General features: G+C 72.1%; 16 protein-coding genes. 9 read left to right on the forward strand and 7 right to left on the reverse strand.

From position 1 onward, the window contains the following. Both BUB97_RS11150 and BUB97_RS11155 read left to right on the forward strand, forming a co-directional pair. Complete coding sequence (locus tag BUB97_RS11150; protein WP_073134714.1) at positions 1 to 1,293, forward strand: amidase; 1,293 nt, start codon at positions 1 to 3, stop codon at positions 1,291 to 1,293. Positions 1,294 to 1,393: 100 nt separating this feature from the next. Further along, positions 1,394 to 2,038, forward strand: coding sequence for a peroxiredoxin-like family protein (locus tag BUB97_RS11155; protein WP_073134715.1), 645 nt, complete (start codon positions 1,394 to 1,396; stop codon positions 2,036 to 2,038). Between the two features lie 315 nt (positions 2,039 to 2,353). Here BUB97_RS11155 and BUB97_RS11160 read toward each other — a convergent pair whose 3' ends face one another. Both BUB97_RS11160 and BUB97_RS11165 read right to left on the reverse strand, forming a co-directional pair. Then, complete coding sequence (locus tag BUB97_RS11160) at positions 2,354 to 3,628, reverse strand: FAD-dependent oxidoreductase (RefSeq protein ID WP_086062117.1); 1,275 nt, start codon at positions 3,626 to 3,628, stop codon at positions 2,354 to 2,356. Between the two features lie 74 nt (positions 3,629 to 3,702). Further along, positions 3,703 to 4,332 carry a nuclear transport factor 2 family protein gene (locus BUB97_RS11165; protein WP_073134717.1) on the reverse strand — a complete coding sequence of 210 codons (630 nt, stop codon included), beginning with the start codon at positions 4,330 to 4,332 and terminating at the stop codon, positions 3,703 to 3,705. A gap of 157 nt (positions 4,333 to 4,489) precedes the next feature. Between BUB97_RS11165 and BUB97_RS11170 the strand changes: the two genes are divergently transcribed. Both BUB97_RS11170 and BUB97_RS11175 read left to right on the forward strand, forming a co-directional pair. Further along, on the forward strand, positions 4,490 to 5,269 hold the full coding sequence (locus tag BUB97_RS11170) for an SDR family NAD(P)-dependent oxidoreductase (protein WP_073134795.1): 780 nt from the start codon (positions 4,490 to 4,492) through the stop codon (positions 5,267 to 5,269). Continuing rightward, a complete protein-coding gene (locus BUB97_RS11175) occupies positions 5,266 to 5,973 on the forward strand; it encodes a hypothetical protein (RefSeq protein ID WP_073134718.1) in 708 nt (235 codons plus the stop codon). The genes BUB97_RS11170 and BUB97_RS11175 overlap by 4 nt, the downstream gene beginning before the upstream one ends. Positions 5,974 to 5,986: 13 nt before the next feature. Here the strand turns inward: BUB97_RS11175 and BUB97_RS11180 are convergent, their stop codons facing one another. The 4 genes from BUB97_RS11180 to BUB97_RS11195 form a co-directional block, all read right to left on the reverse strand. Then, complete coding sequence (locus BUB97_RS11180; RefSeq protein ID WP_217659637.1) at positions 5,987 to 6,784, reverse strand: IclR family transcriptional regulator; 798 nt, start codon at positions 6,782 to 6,784, stop codon at positions 5,987 to 5,989. A gap of 163 nt (positions 6,785 to 6,947) precedes the next feature. Continuing rightward, on the reverse strand, positions 6,948 to 7,148 hold the full coding sequence (locus BUB97_RS11185; RefSeq protein WP_073134720.1) for a hypothetical protein: 201 nt from the start codon (positions 7,146 to 7,148) through the stop codon (positions 6,948 to 6,950). 35 nt (positions 7,149 to 7,183) lie between these two features. Then, positions 7,184 to 7,381 carry a hypothetical protein gene (locus tag BUB97_RS11190; protein WP_073134721.1) on the reverse strand — a complete coding sequence of 66 codons (198 nt, stop codon included), beginning with the start codon at positions 7,379 to 7,381 and terminating at the stop codon, positions 7,184 to 7,186. A gap of 140 nt (positions 7,382 to 7,521) precedes the next feature. Continuing rightward, the gene (locus BUB97_RS11195; protein WP_073134722.1) at positions 7,522 to 8,010 is read right to left on the reverse strand and encodes an Lrp/AsnC family transcriptional regulator; all 489 of its coding nucleotides are present in this window, start codon (positions 8,008 to 8,010) and stop codon (positions 7,522 to 7,524) included. Positions 8,011 to 8,123: 113 nt separating this feature from the next. Here BUB97_RS11195 and hppD point away from each other — a divergent pair, with 113 nt between their 5' ends. From hppD to BUB97_RS11220, 5 genes are all read left to right on the forward strand, one after another. Further along, positions 8,124 to 9,239 carry a 4-hydroxyphenylpyruvate dioxygenase gene (hppD, locus tag BUB97_RS11200; RefSeq protein WP_073134723.1) on the forward strand — a complete coding sequence of 372 codons (1,116 nt, stop codon included), beginning with the start codon at positions 8,124 to 8,126 and terminating at the stop codon, positions 9,237 to 9,239. A gap of 179 nt (positions 9,240 to 9,418) precedes the next feature. Continuing rightward, positions 9,419 to 10,021 carry a PEP-CTERM sorting domain-containing protein gene (locus BUB97_RS26550; RefSeq protein ID WP_073134724.1) on the forward strand — a complete coding sequence of 201 codons (603 nt, stop codon included), beginning with the start codon at positions 9,419 to 9,421 and terminating at the stop codon, positions 10,019 to 10,021. Between the two features lie 153 nt (positions 10,022 to 10,174). Continuing rightward, a complete protein-coding gene (locus BUB97_RS11210; RefSeq protein ID WP_073134725.1) occupies positions 10,175 to 11,161 on the forward strand; it encodes a TRAP transporter substrate-binding protein in 987 nt (328 codons plus the stop codon). 50 nt (positions 11,162 to 11,211) lie between these two features. Next, positions 11,212 to 12,180 carry a glutathione S-transferase family protein gene (locus tag BUB97_RS11215; protein WP_073134726.1) on the forward strand — a complete coding sequence of 323 codons (969 nt, stop codon included), beginning with the start codon at positions 11,212 to 11,214 and terminating at the stop codon, positions 12,178 to 12,180. A 97-nt stretch (positions 12,181 to 12,277) separates the two neighbouring features. Continuing rightward, entirely contained in the window at positions 12,278 to 12,655 is a 378-nt protein-coding gene (locus BUB97_RS11220) for a hypothetical protein (RefSeq protein WP_073134727.1), read from the forward strand. Positions 12,656 to 12,689: 34 nt separating this feature from the next. On the opposite strand, the gene atzF is transcribed toward BUB97_RS11220, so the two are convergent. After that, positions 12,690 to 14,543 (reverse strand): allophanate hydrolase, encoded by a 1,854-nt coding sequence (atzF, locus tag BUB97_RS11225; protein WP_073134728.1) that lies wholly within the window; start codon positions 14,541 to 14,543, stop codon positions 12,690 to 12,692. Positions 14,544 to 14,610 lie beyond the last annotated feature (67 nt).

Here is a 14,610-nt window from a genome sequence, read left to right on the forward strand (position 1 = left end):
ATGACCAGTGCCAGCCCCCTCTCCGCCACCGACACCGCCCGCCGCCTGCGAGAGGGCACGCTGACCGCCACGGCGGTGATGGAGGCCTGCCTCGAACGCGCGTGCGAGCGGGAGCCGGTGCTGCGTGCCTTCGCCCATCTCGACCCCGAGGCCGCCCTGGCCGAGGCCCGCGCGGCCGATGCCCGCGCCGCCGCCGGCGCCCCCCTCGGCCCGCTGCACGGCCTGCCGCTGGGCGTGAAGGACGTGCTCGATGTCGGGGGCATGCCCTGCGGCTACGGCTCGCCGATCTGGGCGGGCCATGTGCCGCGCGCCGATGCCGCCGGCGTCGCCCTCGCCCGCGCCGCGGGGGCGGTGGTGATGGGCAAGACGGTGACGACCGAATTCGCCACCCGCCACCCCGGCCCCACCACCCATCCGCTGAACCCCGCCCACACGCCGGGCGGCTCCTCCTCCGGTTCCGCGGCCGGCGTGGCCGCGGGGCTGTTCCCACTGGCCTTCGGCACCCAGACCGCGGGCAGTGTGCTCCGCCCCGCCGCCTTCTGCGGCATCGTCGGCTTCATGCCCACGCATGCCTCCATCCACCGCGCCGGCATGAAGGTGATGAGCGAATCGCTCGACACCATCGGGGCCCTGGCCCGCACGGTGGCCGACTGCGCCCTGCTGATCGGCGCCGTCAGCGGCCGGGAGATGGGCAACCCCGAAACCCACCCAGACCGCGCCCCCCGCCTGCTGCTCTGCCTCGGCCCCCATGCCGACAAGGCCGCGCCCGAGACCCTGGCCCTGATGGAGCGCGCGGCCGAGGCCGCCAGCCGCGCCGGCGCCCGGGTGACGCGCGGCGTGCTTCCGCCCGCCGTCATGGCCGCGGCCGAGGCCCACCCGACGGTGATGAACATGGAAAGCGCCCAGGCCCTGGCCTGGGAGCTGGCCCATCACCGGGACCGGATCTCCGCCGCCCTGCTGGAAAAGCTGGAACCCGCCCTCGCCCTGCCCGCCCGCGCGCTGGAGGAGGCACGTGCCGCCTTCGCCGCCGCGCAGGCCGCCTTTCCCGCCGCCATCGCGGAATACGACGCCGTCCTCACCCCCGCCGCCCCGGGCGAGGCACCGGAGGGCATCGCCTGGACGGGCGATCCCGCCTTCAACCTGCTCTGGACCGCCCTGCACGCCCCGGCGGTCAGCGTGCCGGCAGGCACCGGCCCGCATGGCCTTCCGCTCGGCGTGCAGATCGTCGCCGCACCCGGACGGGACCGCGAAGCGTTGTGCTGGGCGGAGTGGATACGCCAGGCGATGGCTTGATAAGGCAGGCCTGATAACAGGGGGGCATCGAAACCATGCCCGGTCGGCGGGCTGACTCCTTCGGGCGAAGCGCTCAGATTGCTGCCTACAGGAGGGCCAGATGAGGCTGAGTGAAATCCTCGACGGCATCAGGGACGGCGCGGCGGACTCGCCCGGCGTCATGGCCGCGATCAAGGAAGCGGTGGCCGAGCTGCGCCGGAACGGCACGGGGCTGCACGCCCTGTCCGTCGGCGAGCCCTTCCCCGATTTCATGCTGCCCTGCCCCACCGGCCATCTGGTGGAACGGGACGAGCTGCTGGAGAAGGGCCCGCTGGTCGTCACCTTCTTCCGCGGCCACTGGTGCCGGATCTGCGTGGCGGCGCTGGATTCGATGCTCGAATGCCTGCCCGCGATGCGGGCCGAGGGCGCGAGCCTCGTGGCCGTCTCGCCGGAGACCAGCGGCAACGCCCTCCGCCCCGGCTTCAAGGCCCCGCCAGGCTTCCGCTTCCTCTCCGATGTCGATCACGGCCTCGCCCTGGCCTGCGGCGTGGCCTTCAAGACGCCGGCCGCCTATCGCAGCCTGCTGAGCCGGGACAAGCTGGACCTCGGCGAACGGCAAGGCAGCAGCTCCTGGTTCCTGCCCGTGCCCGCCACCTTCGTGGTGGACCGGGAGGGCATCGTCCGCTGGTCCTTCGTGGATGTGGACTTCACCCGCCGCGCCGAACCGGACGACGTGCTGGCCGCGCTGCGCGCCCTTCCGCACTGAGGCGGCCCGTCGCGTTCTGGCCTGGCCGGAGGCCTGCCGGAGAGGGCTCCGCCCTCTCCGGACCTCACCCGCCAAGGGCCTGAGGCCCTTGGAACCCCGTTTGACGGCCGTGGATACCGTTGATCGGCGGGGTTTCTGGTGGACGGGTGTTTTTCCTGCCCCTGCAGTCGCCTCGGGTCGATGACCCGAGGCGCACCGTCAGCCCCGTGATTCCAAGCTTCTAAAAGAAGATGATGGTGAGGGGTCCGGGGAGAGGAAGAATTCCTTCTTCCTCTCCCCGGGACAGACCAGCAGTTCAGAACGCCGCAAAACGACCTACACCAAGGCCCCCTGGCGCCGCAGTTCCGCCTGCACCTCGCCAACTCCCGCCGACCGCAGCGCCGCGGCCACGCCTGCCGCGTGGCCGGTTGCCAGCGCCGTCCCCATCACCCGCACGGAGCCGAAGGCCGCCCGGTCCGCGCCCATCACCCGCCCGGCGCACCAGAGGTTGTCGATGCCCGCCGCCTGCAGCGCGGGCAGGGGAATGTCGAAGAACCCTTCCGCGCCCACCGGCGTCAGCGCCACGCGGCCCGGCGCCTCATGCACCTCCATCGGCCAGGCTCCACGGGCCACGCCGTCCGGGGAGCGCGCGCCGGCCACGACCTGCTCGCCCGTGACCATCTGCCGCGTGGTGCATCGCCGCGTCTCGCGGATGCCGAATTGCGGGCCGGTGGAGAGGAGATGCGCCCCCTCCATCCCCCGCTCCTGCCGCAGCGCCTCGATGCAGGCCCAGGCCGCCTCCCGGCCCCTCTGCTCGGCCCGGGTGAGGTCCGGGGCCGAAAGGCCGTCGGTGTTCAGGTCGATGCACATCCACCAGGCCTCGCCCGGCCCTGGCATCGGCATGAAGATCCCGCCCTCCGGCCGGACGCAGGGGCTGGGGAGGAGGCGGTTGGCGGCGGCGGCGACACGGGCGAGGCAGGCGCGGTCCGGCATGGCGCCCGGCGTAAGGCCGCCGAGCCGGAGCGGCGCAGAGCCCGGCTGCACCCCATCCAGCCCCGGCCGGGGGAAGGCGATGGGAAGGCCCGCGAGCACGCCGAGATCCGCCTCGCCGCTCGCATCCACGAAGGCGCGGGCCGCGATCTCGTGCGTGCCGGCATGGTCCGTCACCCGCACGGCCTCCAGGACGCCGTTCCGCCGCACGGCCCCGGTCAGCCGCGCATGCAGCCAAGTCTCGACCCCCGCAGCGATGACAACGCGGTCCGCCGCGCGCTTCAGCGCCTCGGGGTCGAAGACGACGATCCAGTTGCCGGTCTGCCCACGCCGGGGGGTGATGTCCCCGCCCAGCGCCTTCAGCCCGGCGAGCATGGCCTCGGCCACCCCAGCCACGGCCCGGCGCGGCGTCTCGCCTGCCTGGTAGAGGCCGCAATAGGTGAGCACATTCGCATTGGTCGCCGCGCCCCCGAGAAAGCCGTAGCGCTCCAACAGCAGCGTGCGTGCCCCGGCCTGGGCCGCGCCCACCGCCGCGCCGATCCCGGCCGCGCCGCCGCCGGCGACCACCACGTCGAACCCCTCGGCGCCCAAGCGCTGCCCCCCCTGCATCCATGCATCCATGCATCCATGCTCGGGGCAGGATGCCCGGCCCCGGCGCCGCGCGCCAAATCACCCAGGGGCGACGAGGCGCCGCTTCAGATGGGGGCGCCCCGCAGCCAGGCCGCGCCGCGCGCGTAGAGCGCCTCGACCTCCGGTCCCTTCAGCCCGGGCATGTCCGGCTTCACCGTGTAGCCGATGCGGGTCTGGATATAGGCGAGGTGGCGGTAGCCCTCGGGGAAGCGGGCCAGCAGCGCGGCGTCGAGCTGCGGCACCGCGCCGGGCGTCACCGGATCCAGCCGGTCCTTCTCATAGATGGGCTGGCGCAGGACGATGCCCCAGCGCCCGTCCCGCTTCTCCAGGAAGTCGTAGAAGCGGCCGGTGCAGACCACGTCGCACGACACGCCTTCCACCACTCCTCGCTGGGAGATGGTCATCTTGGTCTGCGAGACCGCGCGGCTTCCGGCGAGGTCGATCGAGATGCCGCCGAGGAAGTGCAGGATGCTCACGCCCTTGGCCCAGCCCTCCTGGCTGACGCGGATGAACTCGTCACCCGAGCCCTGGAACCAGGTCGCCATCATCCGCCCATCGGGGTGCCAGACCGTGCGGAAGCGTTCCCAATGGCCGGCGTCGCGCCAGACGACCCAGTTCTGGAGCAGCTCGCGGATCCGGCGGCGATCGGCCACCTCCTCGGCCTCCGTGGCAGCCCGATCACTGGTTTCCTCCATGGCGCCGCCCCTTGGTTCATTGTCTTGAACGTGTTCAGATCAGTGCACTCGATCCCATGCGCGTCAAGCGCATGGCTGGCCGGGAGAGGAGGATCGCCATGCCGCCACGGAACCGGTGGAACGCCAGCTGCCCGTACCAGGCATGGGCGGCGCGGGCATGAGCAGCGCGGGCCGGCCCGTCGCGGCGGTAACGGGCGGTGCGGGAGAGCTGGGCTTCGCCATCTGCCGCCGCCTGGCGCGTGCGGGCATGCTGCCCGTGATGCTGGACCGGGACGCCGCCCGGCTGAGCGAGCGCGCGGCCGCGCTCGAGGCCGAGTTCGGCCTCCCGCCCTCTCACATCGCGCTCGACCTCGTGGCGGCTGACGCAGCCGCACGGGCGATGGAGCAGATCGCGCAGCGCCATGGCCGGCTGGACTGCCTGGTGAACAATGCCGGCCTCAGCGCGGGGCATCAGATCGCCTCCATCTCCCTCGCGGATTGGGAGGCGGTGATGCGCATCAACCTGACGGTGCCGATGCTCCTCGCCCATGCGGCCATGCGCTTCTGGCGCGCGCAAGGCAGCGGCAGCATCGTCAACATGGCCTCGCGCACATGGCTCAGCGGCGCGGGCCCGGCCTACACGGCCTCCAAGGCCGGGCTGGTGGGCCTCACGCGCTCGCTCGCCGTGCAGCTCGGCGAGTTCAACGTCACGGTGAACGCCGTGGCGCCCAGCTATGTCCGCAGCGCCTTCAACTCCCAAAGCGGCCCGGAAACCGAGCGCCGGCATCTCCGCCTCGGCGTGCTCTCACGGCTCGCCACGCCCGAGGACGTGGCGAATGCCGTCGCCTTCCTCGCCTCCGGGGAGGCGCGCTTCATCACGGGGGAGGTGCTGCATGTCGCCGGCGGCGCGCAGCTCGCGGGGCGTCCGCAATCCGTCGCCCCGGAAGGGCAGGCATGACGGCGCGCGGCACCGCCTTCCTCGCGCTCTGGAACGATATCGAACGCGGGCGCGAGGCGGAATACGACCGCTGGCATACGCGGGAGCATGTGCCGGAGCGCGTCGCCGCCCCCGGCTTCCGCAGCGGCTGCCGCTATGTGGACCGGGACCACCCCGTGCATCGCTACTTCACGCTCTACGAGCTGGAGAGCCTCGCCGCGCTGGCGACACCGGAGTATCGCGACCTCCTGCAGCACCCCACGCCCTGGTCGGCCGCCATGCGCCCGAGCTTTCGGAACTTCCTCCGCGCGCCCTGCACCGTCGCGCATCGCGCCGGCTTCGGCCGCGGCGCGTCCCTTGCCGTGATGCGCCTGCCCGGCCAGCCCGCGGACGGCGAGGCGAAGGGCGTTCTGGCTTCTCTCGCCGAGGCTCCGGGCGTGGTCGCCCTTCGGCTTGGGCGGCATGAGGCTCAGGAGCCCGCTCCGGCCTGGGCGAGCTCCCGGGCACCGGACGGCCCGGCATCCTTCGGCTCCGTCCTGCTGATCGAGGCGCTGGACCGGCCCTCCGCCCTGCGCGCCTTCGACGCCGCGCTCACTGCCTTCCTGCCGCACGGCGCGGCGGAGATCGGCGGCGTCTATGACCTGGCCTCGATCTTTCCGGGCGAGGGTGCCCGCGAACGTCTCGCGCATCGCCGCCCCGGCTGGGACCTGGCCGGAGACGCCTGAGGACACCACGACCCTAGGCCGGCGGCGCGCCCTCCACCCTCTCCGACAGTGCGGCGGTAGCACGCGCCAGTGCTTCGATGATCCGCACCTCGCCCGCCTTGTCGTATCGCAGGCGCGGCATGGCGACGTTGATCGCGCCCAGCACGCTCCCCGCGCGCGTCAGCACGGGTTGCGCGATGCCGACGATCCCCGGCGTCCACTCCTCGATCGAATGGCCGGTGCGGCGGCGCCGGATGGTGGCGAGCTGCCGGCGCAGCGCCGCCGGATCACGCAGGGTCCTCGGCGTGCTCGGCTCGAAGACCACGCGCGAGAGATAATCCTCCTGCATTTCGCGCGGCAGGAAGGCGAGGATGACCTTGCCGCCCGAGGTGGCGTAAAGCGGCGCCACGTCGCCGAGCCGCATATGCGAGACCAGGCGCTGCGGCCCCAGAACCGTCGCCGCCACCTCGGCCATGTCGCCCTTCAGGAGGTTGAGCGCGGAGGACTCGCCCACCGTCGCGGTCAGCGTCGCCAGGATGGGCTGCGCGAGCTGCACCAGGTCCCGCGCCTGCATCGCGCGGCGCGCCAGCGCCTCGATGGCCGGGCCGAGCGAATAGCCCTTGGTGAGCGGCGAGAAGCGGAGCCATTCGCGCGCAACGAGGTTCCGCAGCAACTGGGTGAGGCTGCTCTTCGGGATGTCGAGCGCCTCGGCGATCTGGCTGTGGGACATCTCCCGCCCCCAGCGGCCCAGCAGCTCGAACAGCGTGAGGACGCGATCGGCGGATTTGACCGCCTTCAGCGCGTCATCCGCCATGAGGGCACGGCAGTTCACGGATGCGCACCATGGCGGGACGCTCCCATCCGGCTCCCGGAGCGTCAAGGCACGGGCCGTTCGCGAGGATGGCCGCGACGTTGCTATGCCCGGAAAACGGCAAGCCCCGCCGCCCCGGGGAGGGGACGGCGAGGCTGGCGGGGAAGGCGAGCCGGGGAGGGGCTCAGGCGCCCTGGCGGCTCATGTCGAAATTGGCGTTGCCCTGGCGGATCTCGCCGGCCAGCGGCGTGCGGCTCTCGCCCTGGCCCCATGCTGTCGAGGCGACGGGGCCCGCGACATACTCGCCCTCGGCCCGCGCCGGGGAGGAGGCCGCGCCGCCGACGAGGGCGGCGGCAAGGGTGGCGATGTTGAAGAGGTTGCGCATGGGGGTGTTCTCCCTGGGGTTCGGAGGCAGGCGCTTCAGGCGCCCTGGCGGGACATGTCGAAGTTGGCGCCCTGGTTGCTGGCGCCGGCCAGCGGCGTGCGGCTGGCATCGGCCTGGCTGAAGGCACCCGAGGCGGTCGGGCCAGAGACATAGTCGCCCTCGGCGAAGGAGGGGGCGGCCACACCCGCGACCAGGGCGGTGGCGAGGCTCAGCGTGGCGATCATCTTGCGCATGGGAAGGTCCCTTTCAGCTCTGTGTTCCGCGGCGGAGGCGCCGCTTCCGTGACCCAGAACCTGATCCCTCCAGACCCGAACCTCCAATGCCGACCGGCTATGCTGTTCATTCCCCACAGGCATTCAGCGGCGCCGTCGCGCTACCCCCGCCGCAGCGCCCCCAGGGGCAGTCGGTTCGATTCCTTGATCCGCTCCAGCACGATGGAGGACCGCACCCGCGCCACGCTCTCATGCGGCAGCAGCACGTCGTTCACGAGTGCCGAGAGATCCTTGAGGTCCGGCACCACCGCCTTGATGAGGTAGTCGGCATCGCCGGTCATGGCATAGGCCTCCTGCACCTCCTCGAGGCGGGAGACGAGTTCCCGGAAGCGCTGGGCATTGTCGCGGCTATGCGTCGCCAGCGTCACCTGCACGAAAACCAGCAGCCGCAGCCCGAGCGGTTCCGCCGCCAGTTCGGCGTGATAGCCCCGGATCACCCCCGCCGCCTCCAGCGCCAGGCGGCGGCGCGAGCATTGGGACGGGGAGAGCCCCACCCGTTCCCCCGCCTGCTGGTTGGTCAGCCGCGCATCCTCCTGCAGGGCCGCGAGCAGCCGGAGGTCGATCGGGTTGAGCGTAACCGTTTCATGCATCGAAGGATCATACGGCGCACGAAGCGTGCGTCCAGCGCCAGGATCGGGCCAAGTTCGCACGCTTCTCGCGCCCGGTCCGGACTAGGCTTCCAGGAAACGCAGAGGAGACTTCCATGGGCCCGTTCCCGCATGACGCCCCCCGCGCCGTCATCTCCGACCACAACCCGGCCGGAACGGATGGCTTCGGCTTCGTCGAATATGCGAGCCCCGAGCCCGAGAAGCTCCATGCCCTGTTCCGCCAGATGGGCTTCACCGCCGTTGCCCGGCACCGCGGCAAGAAGAGCACCCTCTACCGCCAGGGCGACATCAACTACCTCCTGACGGAGGAGCCCGGCTCCCACGCCGTGCGCTTCGCGGCTGAGCACGGCCCCTGCGTGCCGTCCATGGCCTTCCGCGTGGTGGACGCGCAGCACGCCTTCGACCATGCGGTGAGGAACGGCGCCGAGCCCGCCACCGAGGGCAAGACCCTCAACATCCCCGCCATCAAGGGCATCGGCGGCAGCCTGCTCTATTTCATCGACCAGTATGGCGAAGGCCGCTCCGCCTATGACGCCGAGTTCGAATGGCTCGGCGCGCGCGACCCCTGGCCGGTGGGCGCGGGCCTCTACTACATCGACCACCTGACGCATAACGTGTTCCGCGGCCGGATGGACTTCTGGTACGACTTCTATGCGCGCATCTTCAACTTCCGGCAGATCCGCTACTTCGACATCAAGGGCGAGTATACCGGCCTCTTCTCCCGCGCCCTCACCTCTCCCGACGGCCGCATCCGCATCCCGCTGAACGAGAGCGCCGATGACGAGAGCCAGATCGAGGAATACCTGCGCGCCTACAAGGGCGAGGGCATCCAGCACATCGCCTGCGGCTGCGACGACATCTACGGCACCATCGAGGGCCTGCGCGAGGCCGGCCTCAACTTCATGCCCGCCCCGCCGGACGCCTATTACGAGAAGGTGGACGCCCGCCTGCCCGGCCATGGCGAGGACCTGCCCCGCCTGAAAAAGAACGGGCTGCTGGTCGACGGCGAGGGCGTGGTGGAGGACCGCAAGGCCCGCCTGCTGCTGCAGATCTTCTCCGCCAACGTCATCGGCCCTGTCTTCTTCGAGTTCATCGAGCGCAAGGGCGACGACGGCTTCGGCGAGGGCAACTTCCGCGCCCTGTTCGAGAGCATCGAGGAAGACCAGCTGCGCCGCGGCGTGCTGTCCAACGCCCGGCAGGCGGCGGAATAGGCGGCGCGGGCCAGCCCGGGTGACGTGAGCCACCCGGGCTTGTCGAAGAACTTGACGGAACAGGCCCCGCGTCCACTCGCCTTCTCGTATCGCTCTGTTCTGCAACGCGAAATTCCGCGGCCTCGATGTTGCTCCTTCCATCCCACGCGCTGCGGCGCCAAGAACTGGAAGGAGCCCCTATGCTGCTCAACCCGAAGGCCCTGGCACTGACCGCCGGGCTTGCCTTTCTCTCCGCCGCCCCGGCACGCGCGGATGTCATCCTGTCCTTCGAGCAGGTGACGCCGGCCCCATCGAACAAGGCCAGCTTCTTCGCGCAGGCCGTGCTGACGGACGAGGCCTTCGCGAATGGCGGCACGCTCGCCTACTCGCTCGACGGCAACGGCGCGACCCTGACGGGAGCGGAAGGGCTGGTCTCGCTCCTGGTGTCGGTCGTCGTGCTCGGCTTCCCCCTGAACCTGGCGGATGCCGACTTCCTCAACCCCGCGGCCTTCCCCGCCGGAACCACCGCCGCGGCGACGATCACCTCCGCGCCGGGGGGCCTGCCCTTCGGCACCATCAGCGTGGACAATCCCGTCTTCTCGCTGGACATCACGCTGGCGGGGAGCGGCTTCACCGGCCTGTTCAGCTCCAGCTTCCTCTGCGCGGCCGCCCCCTGCACCTTCACGGGCGAGACCACGGCCACCATCCCGGTGCCCGAACCCGCCTCCCTGGCGCTGCTCGGCATCGGCCTGCTCGGCCTCGGCGCGCTGCGCCGGCGGCCGGAAGCCGAAAAGGCGGGCTGATCCCCTCGCCCGGGCGCCGCGCCTCTCCTCCCCACATGCGGCTGGAGGAGGGGCGCGGCCCCGGAGAGGCGGCGGGGCAAGGGCAGAAGCCACCATTGCCCCACGCCACCGCGCGCCGATACTCGATCCGGACAGTCCCGGAGTCGCCCGCCGATGCTCCCCCGCCGCGCCCTTTCCGCCCTGCTTCCGGCCTTCCTTCCCGGCCTGACCCTCTCCCGCCATGCGCGTGCCGCCGATGCCTGGCGCATCGTCACGGAATATCCCGCCACCGCCATGCCCGGCGAAGGCATCGCGCATTTCGCCGAAGCCGCGACACGCCTCTCCGCCGGTGCCCTCACCGTGGCCCCCGGCTTCGACGCGCCGGACGGCCTCCGCTCCGCCGCCATGATCCGCGCCGCCGCCGAGGGCCGGGTGCAGGCGACAGATGCCTTCACCGGCCCGCTCGCGGCCGAGGCACCGATCTTCGCCCTTTCCGCCCTGCCCTTCCTCACCGCCTCCGCCGAGGATACGGCGCGCCTGCTGCGGGTGGCCCGCCCGGCCTATGCGGGCGCGCTGGAATCCCGTGGCGTCACCCTGCTCTACGCCACGCCATGGCCGGCCAGCGGCCTCTGGTCCCGCCATCCCATCACCGGCCCCGAAGCCCTGCGCGGCCTGAAGATCCGCACCTATGACGCCGCCAGCACCGCGGTGATGCAGCGCGCGGGCGCCGCGCCGTCCCAGATCTCCTTCGCCGACGCCATGCCGCGCCTGCGCAGCGGGGAGATGGACGCGGTACTCTCCTCCGGCGATGGCGGCGCCGGCGCGCGGCTGTGGGAAATCCTCCCCCACTTCACCGTCCTCGATTACGCCTCTCCCCTCAGCCTCGCCTTCTGCAACACGGCCGCCCTGCGGGCCCTGCCCGCCCCCGCGCGGGATGCGGTGGCGCGGGCCGCGCAGGAGACGGAAGCGCGCCAGTTCCGCGCCATCGGCACTCGCCTGGCCGAGAACGAGGCGCGGATGCGCGCCAATGGCGTCACCCTCGCCAGCGGCGCCCCGTTGCGCGCGGCCCTCGGCGGCGCGGCCGAGCCCGTCATCGCGGAATGGGCGAGCCGCGCCGGGGCCGAAGGCCAGGCCATCCTCTCCGCCTATCGCGCCGGCTGATCCGAAGGGCGCCCCACGGCGTTGCACGGAAAGGGACCGGGAGAGGCGCGATGGGATTGCTCGTGGACGGCCAGTGGCAGGACCAGTGGTACGATACCAAGGCCACGGGCGGCCGCTTCGTGCGGAAGGAAAGCGCCTTCCGGAACTGGATCACGCCCGATGGCCGCCCTGGCCCCTCCGGCGAAGGCGGCTTCGCGGCGGAACCGGGGCGCTACCACCTCTATGTCTCCCTCGCCTGCCCCTGGGCGCATCGCGCGCTGATCATGCGCGCCCGCAAGGGGCTGGAAGGGGCGATCACCCTCTCCGTCGTCCACTGGCGCATGGGCAAGGATGGCTGGACCTTCGAGGAAGGCCCCGGCGTCATCCCCGACACGGTGAACGGCGCCTCCTTCCTCCACCAGGTCTATACGGCGGCCGATCCGCTCTATTCCGGCCGTGTCACCGTGCCCGTGCTGTGGGACAGGCAGCGCCGGACGATCGTGAACAACGAATCTGCCGAGATCATCCGCATGCTCGACCACGCCTTCGGCGGCGCGGAGGACCACTACCCCGAGGATCTGCGGGCCGAGATCGACGACCTCAACGCCACGGTCTACGACCGCGTGAACAACGGCGTGTACAAGGCCGGCTTCGCGACCACGCAGGCCGCCTATGAGGATGCGGTGCGCCCGCTCTTCGAGACGCTGGATGCGCTGGACCGCCGCCTGGCCGGGCAGCGCTACCTCATGGGCGGGCGGCTGACCGAGGCCGATATCCGGCTCTTCACCACCCTCGTGCGCTTCGACCTCGTCTATCACGGCCACTTCAAGTGCAACCTGCGCCGCATCGCGGACCTTCCCGCGCTCTTTCCCTATCTGCGGGACCTGTTCCAGACGCAGGGCTTCGGCGAGACCTGCGACTTCGGGCACATGAAGCGCCACTATTACGAGAGCCACCCCGGCATCAACCCGACCGGCATCGTGCCTCTGGGCCCCGTCCAGGACCTCACCGCCCCGCATGGGCGGGAAGCGCTGGGATAGCGTTCCACACGCCGCTCCCGGAACATTGCGGTCCCGTCTGACCTCGCGGCACAGTCCGGCCGCGCGGCAGGAGCCGCGGGCAGGGAGGACCACCCAGATGCAGCATGCCGGCCCAGGCCGCCGCCTCGCCCTCACGATCGCCGCCGCCCTGGCCATGCCGGCCCTGGTCATGCCGGCTCTGGCACAGGAGGCGGGCGTCCGGCTCTTCAAGGTCGTCAGCCCGCGCGACGAGGTCACCATCGGCCTGACCGCCGCCGAGCTCTCCGCCCTGGGCAGCGGGCCGGAGGTGGAGCGCATCGCCCGTAAGCTCGTGGCCGACGGCCAGCTCACCGTCTGGCTCTACGCGGTCGGCCGGGCGCCCGACGGCTCCACCCGCTACGCCGCCCTGCGCCGCGTTGCCCTGATGCGGAACGAGACCCTGCGGATCGAGCCCGTCACCCCCGCCTTGCCGGTCGCGCCGCCACCCGCCGGGTGAGGCGTTGCGGCCGGAGCGACGAGGAAGCGGCCTTTCAGCCGGCCTGCGCCGCCAGCCAGCCCCGCCATCCGCCATGGGCCGTGATGTCGGGCGCGCCCTCCACCCCCGCGGCTTCGGCGAGAAAGCCCAGGCATGGCCCGGATGCCAGCGCGACGGTGCCGAAGCCGAGGGGCGCCGGGACCTGGGCGAGGAGGGGACCGATGGCAGCGGCGGGAAGGGCCCAGACCTCGCCCTCGATGGCCGCGCCCGGGGTCGCCGCGCCCGCCGCCACGCGCATCAGCCCGGGGCGGTTGCCCAGAGCGTGGAGCCGGTAGGCCGGTTCCGTCCGGTCCGTGCGGAGGAAGCGGCCGCCGAGGCCTGTGATCTGCCCGTTGAGGGGCAGGCCGGACATATGGGCGCCGATGCAGAAGAGGGCGATCTCGCCCGGTTCGGTACCAGATTCGGTACCAGATTCGGTACCAGATTCGGTACCAGATTCGGTACCAGATTCGGTACCAGATTCGGGACCAGATTCGGTACCGGCGGCGGAGATGGGCGCGGGCGTGGCCTCCCCGGTGGCGCCGAGGGGCAGGCCCGCCGCGTGGTGAAGCGCGGCGGCCACGGCGCAGAGGCGGGCCTCGGCGAAGGCAGGGGCGAGGAGGGTGATGCCGGCAGGGCGCCGGTCCGCCCGGAAGCCGGAGGGCAGCGCGATGCCGGAGAGGTCCAGCAGGTTCACGAAGTTGGTGTAGGTGCCGTTCCGGCTGTTCGCCGCGATCGGCTCGGCCGCCACGGCCTCCAGCGTGGGGATGCCGGGCGCGGTGGGAACGGCCAGGAGGTCGAAGCGCGCGAAAAGGGCGCGGGAGAGCAGGCGGGTCTGGGCCGCGGCGTGGAAGTCCTCAAAGGCGTCCACCGTGCGGCGGTGCAGCCCGCCTTCCAGGATGATGCGGGTGACGGGGTGCAGGGCGTCCGGGTGGTTCTCCACCACCTCCCGCAGGGCGGCGGTGCGCTCGGCCACCCAGGCGCCGTCATAGAGGCGGCGGGCCAGGGCGAGGAAGGGCGCGATCGAGACGCGCTCCAGCGTCGCGCCCAGGGCTTCCAGCCGGGAGAGGGCGGCGGCAAAGAGGGCGGCATCGTCCGGCGTGTCGAAGACGAGATCGACCTCCTCCGGCACGGCCACGCGCAGATGCGGCGGCAGGGTGCCGCCCGTGGCGCGCCAGCCCGGCGGGGCGGGGCGCGAATAGGGGTCGTCGGCGTCAGGGCCCGCCATGGCCTCCAGCACCGTGGCGGCCTGCCCGGCCGTGAGGGCGAAGAGGGAGACGACGTCCAGCGACCGGCAGGCGGGCACGACGCCCCGGCTGGGGACCAGGCCAAGGCTGGGCTTGAGGCCCACGATGTTCTGGAACCCCGCCGGCACGCGGCCTGAGCCGGCCGTGTCGGTGCCGAGGGAGAAGGCGGCGATGCCGGCCGAGACGGCGCTGGCCGAGCCGGAGGAGGAGCCGCCGGGCACGCAGTCCGGGGCGATGGCGTTGCGCGGCGTGCCATAGGGGCTGCGGACCCCCACCAACCCCGTGGCGAACTGGTCCAGGTTCACCTTGCCCAGTAGGACGGCCCCGGCGGCCCGCAGCCGGGCGACGCAGGGGGCGTCCTCGGCCGGGGTATAGGCGTAGTCCGGGCAGGCGGCCGTGGTGGGCAGGCCGGCGACGTCGATATTGTCCTTCACCACGAAGGGGATGCCGTGCAGGGGGCGGCCCATCGGGCCCTCGGCCTCCAGGCGGTGGGCCTCTGCCAGCACCGCCTCGGGCGAGACGCGCGTGATGAAGAGGGCCGGGTCGTCCCATGCCTCGATCCGGTCCAGCGCGGCCTGCGCCGCCGCAACCGGGCCCTCGGCCCGCGCCAGATCCCACAGCATTCCAGTCCCCCGAACGATTTCGCCCCGATGGTCCGGCCCCGATGGTCAGGCCGGCCCGGGGCGCCCC

Source organism: Muricoccus roseus, from assembly GCF_900141905.1.
GTDB classification, from domain to species: domain Bacteria; phylum Pseudomonadota; class Alphaproteobacteria; order Acetobacterales; family Acetobacteraceae; genus Roseomonas; species Roseomonas rosea.

What these genes read in the sequence shown, in the direction of transcription:
- BUB97_RS11160 (WP_086062117.1), bottom strand. Translation starts at nt 3,628, where the DNA reads ATGGATGCATGGATGCAGGGGGGGCAGCGCTTGGGCGCCGAGGGGTTC.
- hppD (WP_073134723.1), top strand. Translation starts at nt 8,124, where the DNA reads ATGGGCCCGTTCCCGCATGACGCCCCCCGCGCCGTCATCTCCGACCAC.
- BUB97_RS11210 (WP_073134725.1), top strand. Translation starts at nt 10,175, where the DNA reads ATGCTCCCCCGCCGCGCCCTTTCCGCCCTGCTTCCGGCCTTCCTTCCC.
- BUB97_RS11220 (WP_073134727.1), top strand. Translation starts at nt 12,278, where the DNA reads ATGCAGCATGCCGGCCCAGGCCGCCGCCTCGCCCTCACGATCGCCGCC.
- BUB97_RS26550 (WP_073134724.1), top strand. Translation starts at nt 9,419, where the DNA reads ATGCTGCTCAACCCGAAGGCCCTGGCACTGACCGCCGGGCTTGCCTTT.
- BUB97_RS11195 (WP_073134722.1), bottom strand. Translation starts at nt 8,010, where the DNA reads ATGCATGAAACGGTTACGCTCAACCCGATCGACCTCCGGCTGCTCGCG.
- atzF (WP_073134728.1), bottom strand. Translation starts at nt 14,543, where the DNA reads ATGCTGTGGGATCTGGCGCGGGCCGAGGGCCCGGTTGCGGCGGCGCAG.
- BUB97_RS11175 (WP_073134718.1), top strand. Translation starts at nt 5,266, where the DNA reads ATGACGGCGCGCGGCACCGCCTTCCTCGCGCTCTGGAACGATATCGAA.
- BUB97_RS11165 (WP_073134717.1), bottom strand. Translation starts at nt 4,332, where the DNA reads ATGGAGGAAACCAGTGATCGGGCTGCCACGGAGGCCGAGGAGGTGGCC.
- BUB97_RS11155 (WP_073134715.1), top strand. Translation starts at nt 1,394, where the DNA reads ATGAGGCTGAGTGAAATCCTCGACGGCATCAGGGACGGCGCGGCGGAC.
- BUB97_RS11185 (WP_073134720.1), bottom strand. Translation starts at nt 7,148, where the DNA reads ATGCGCAACCTCTTCAACATCGCCACCCTTGCCGCCGCCCTCGTCGGC.
- BUB97_RS11190 (WP_073134721.1), bottom strand. Translation starts at nt 7,381, where the DNA reads ATGCGCAAGATGATCGCCACGCTGAGCCTCGCCACCGCCCTGGTCGCG.
- BUB97_RS11215 (WP_073134726.1), top strand. Translation starts at nt 11,212, where the DNA reads ATGGGATTGCTCGTGGACGGCCAGTGGCAGGACCAGTGGTACGATACC.
- BUB97_RS11170 (WP_073134795.1), top strand. Translation starts at nt 4,490, where the DNA reads ATGAGCAGCGCGGGCCGGCCCGTCGCGGCGGTAACGGGCGGTGCGGGA.
- BUB97_RS11150 (WP_073134714.1), top strand. Translation starts at nt 1, where the DNA reads ATGACCAGTGCCAGCCCCCTCTCCGCCACCGACACCGCCCGCCGCCTG.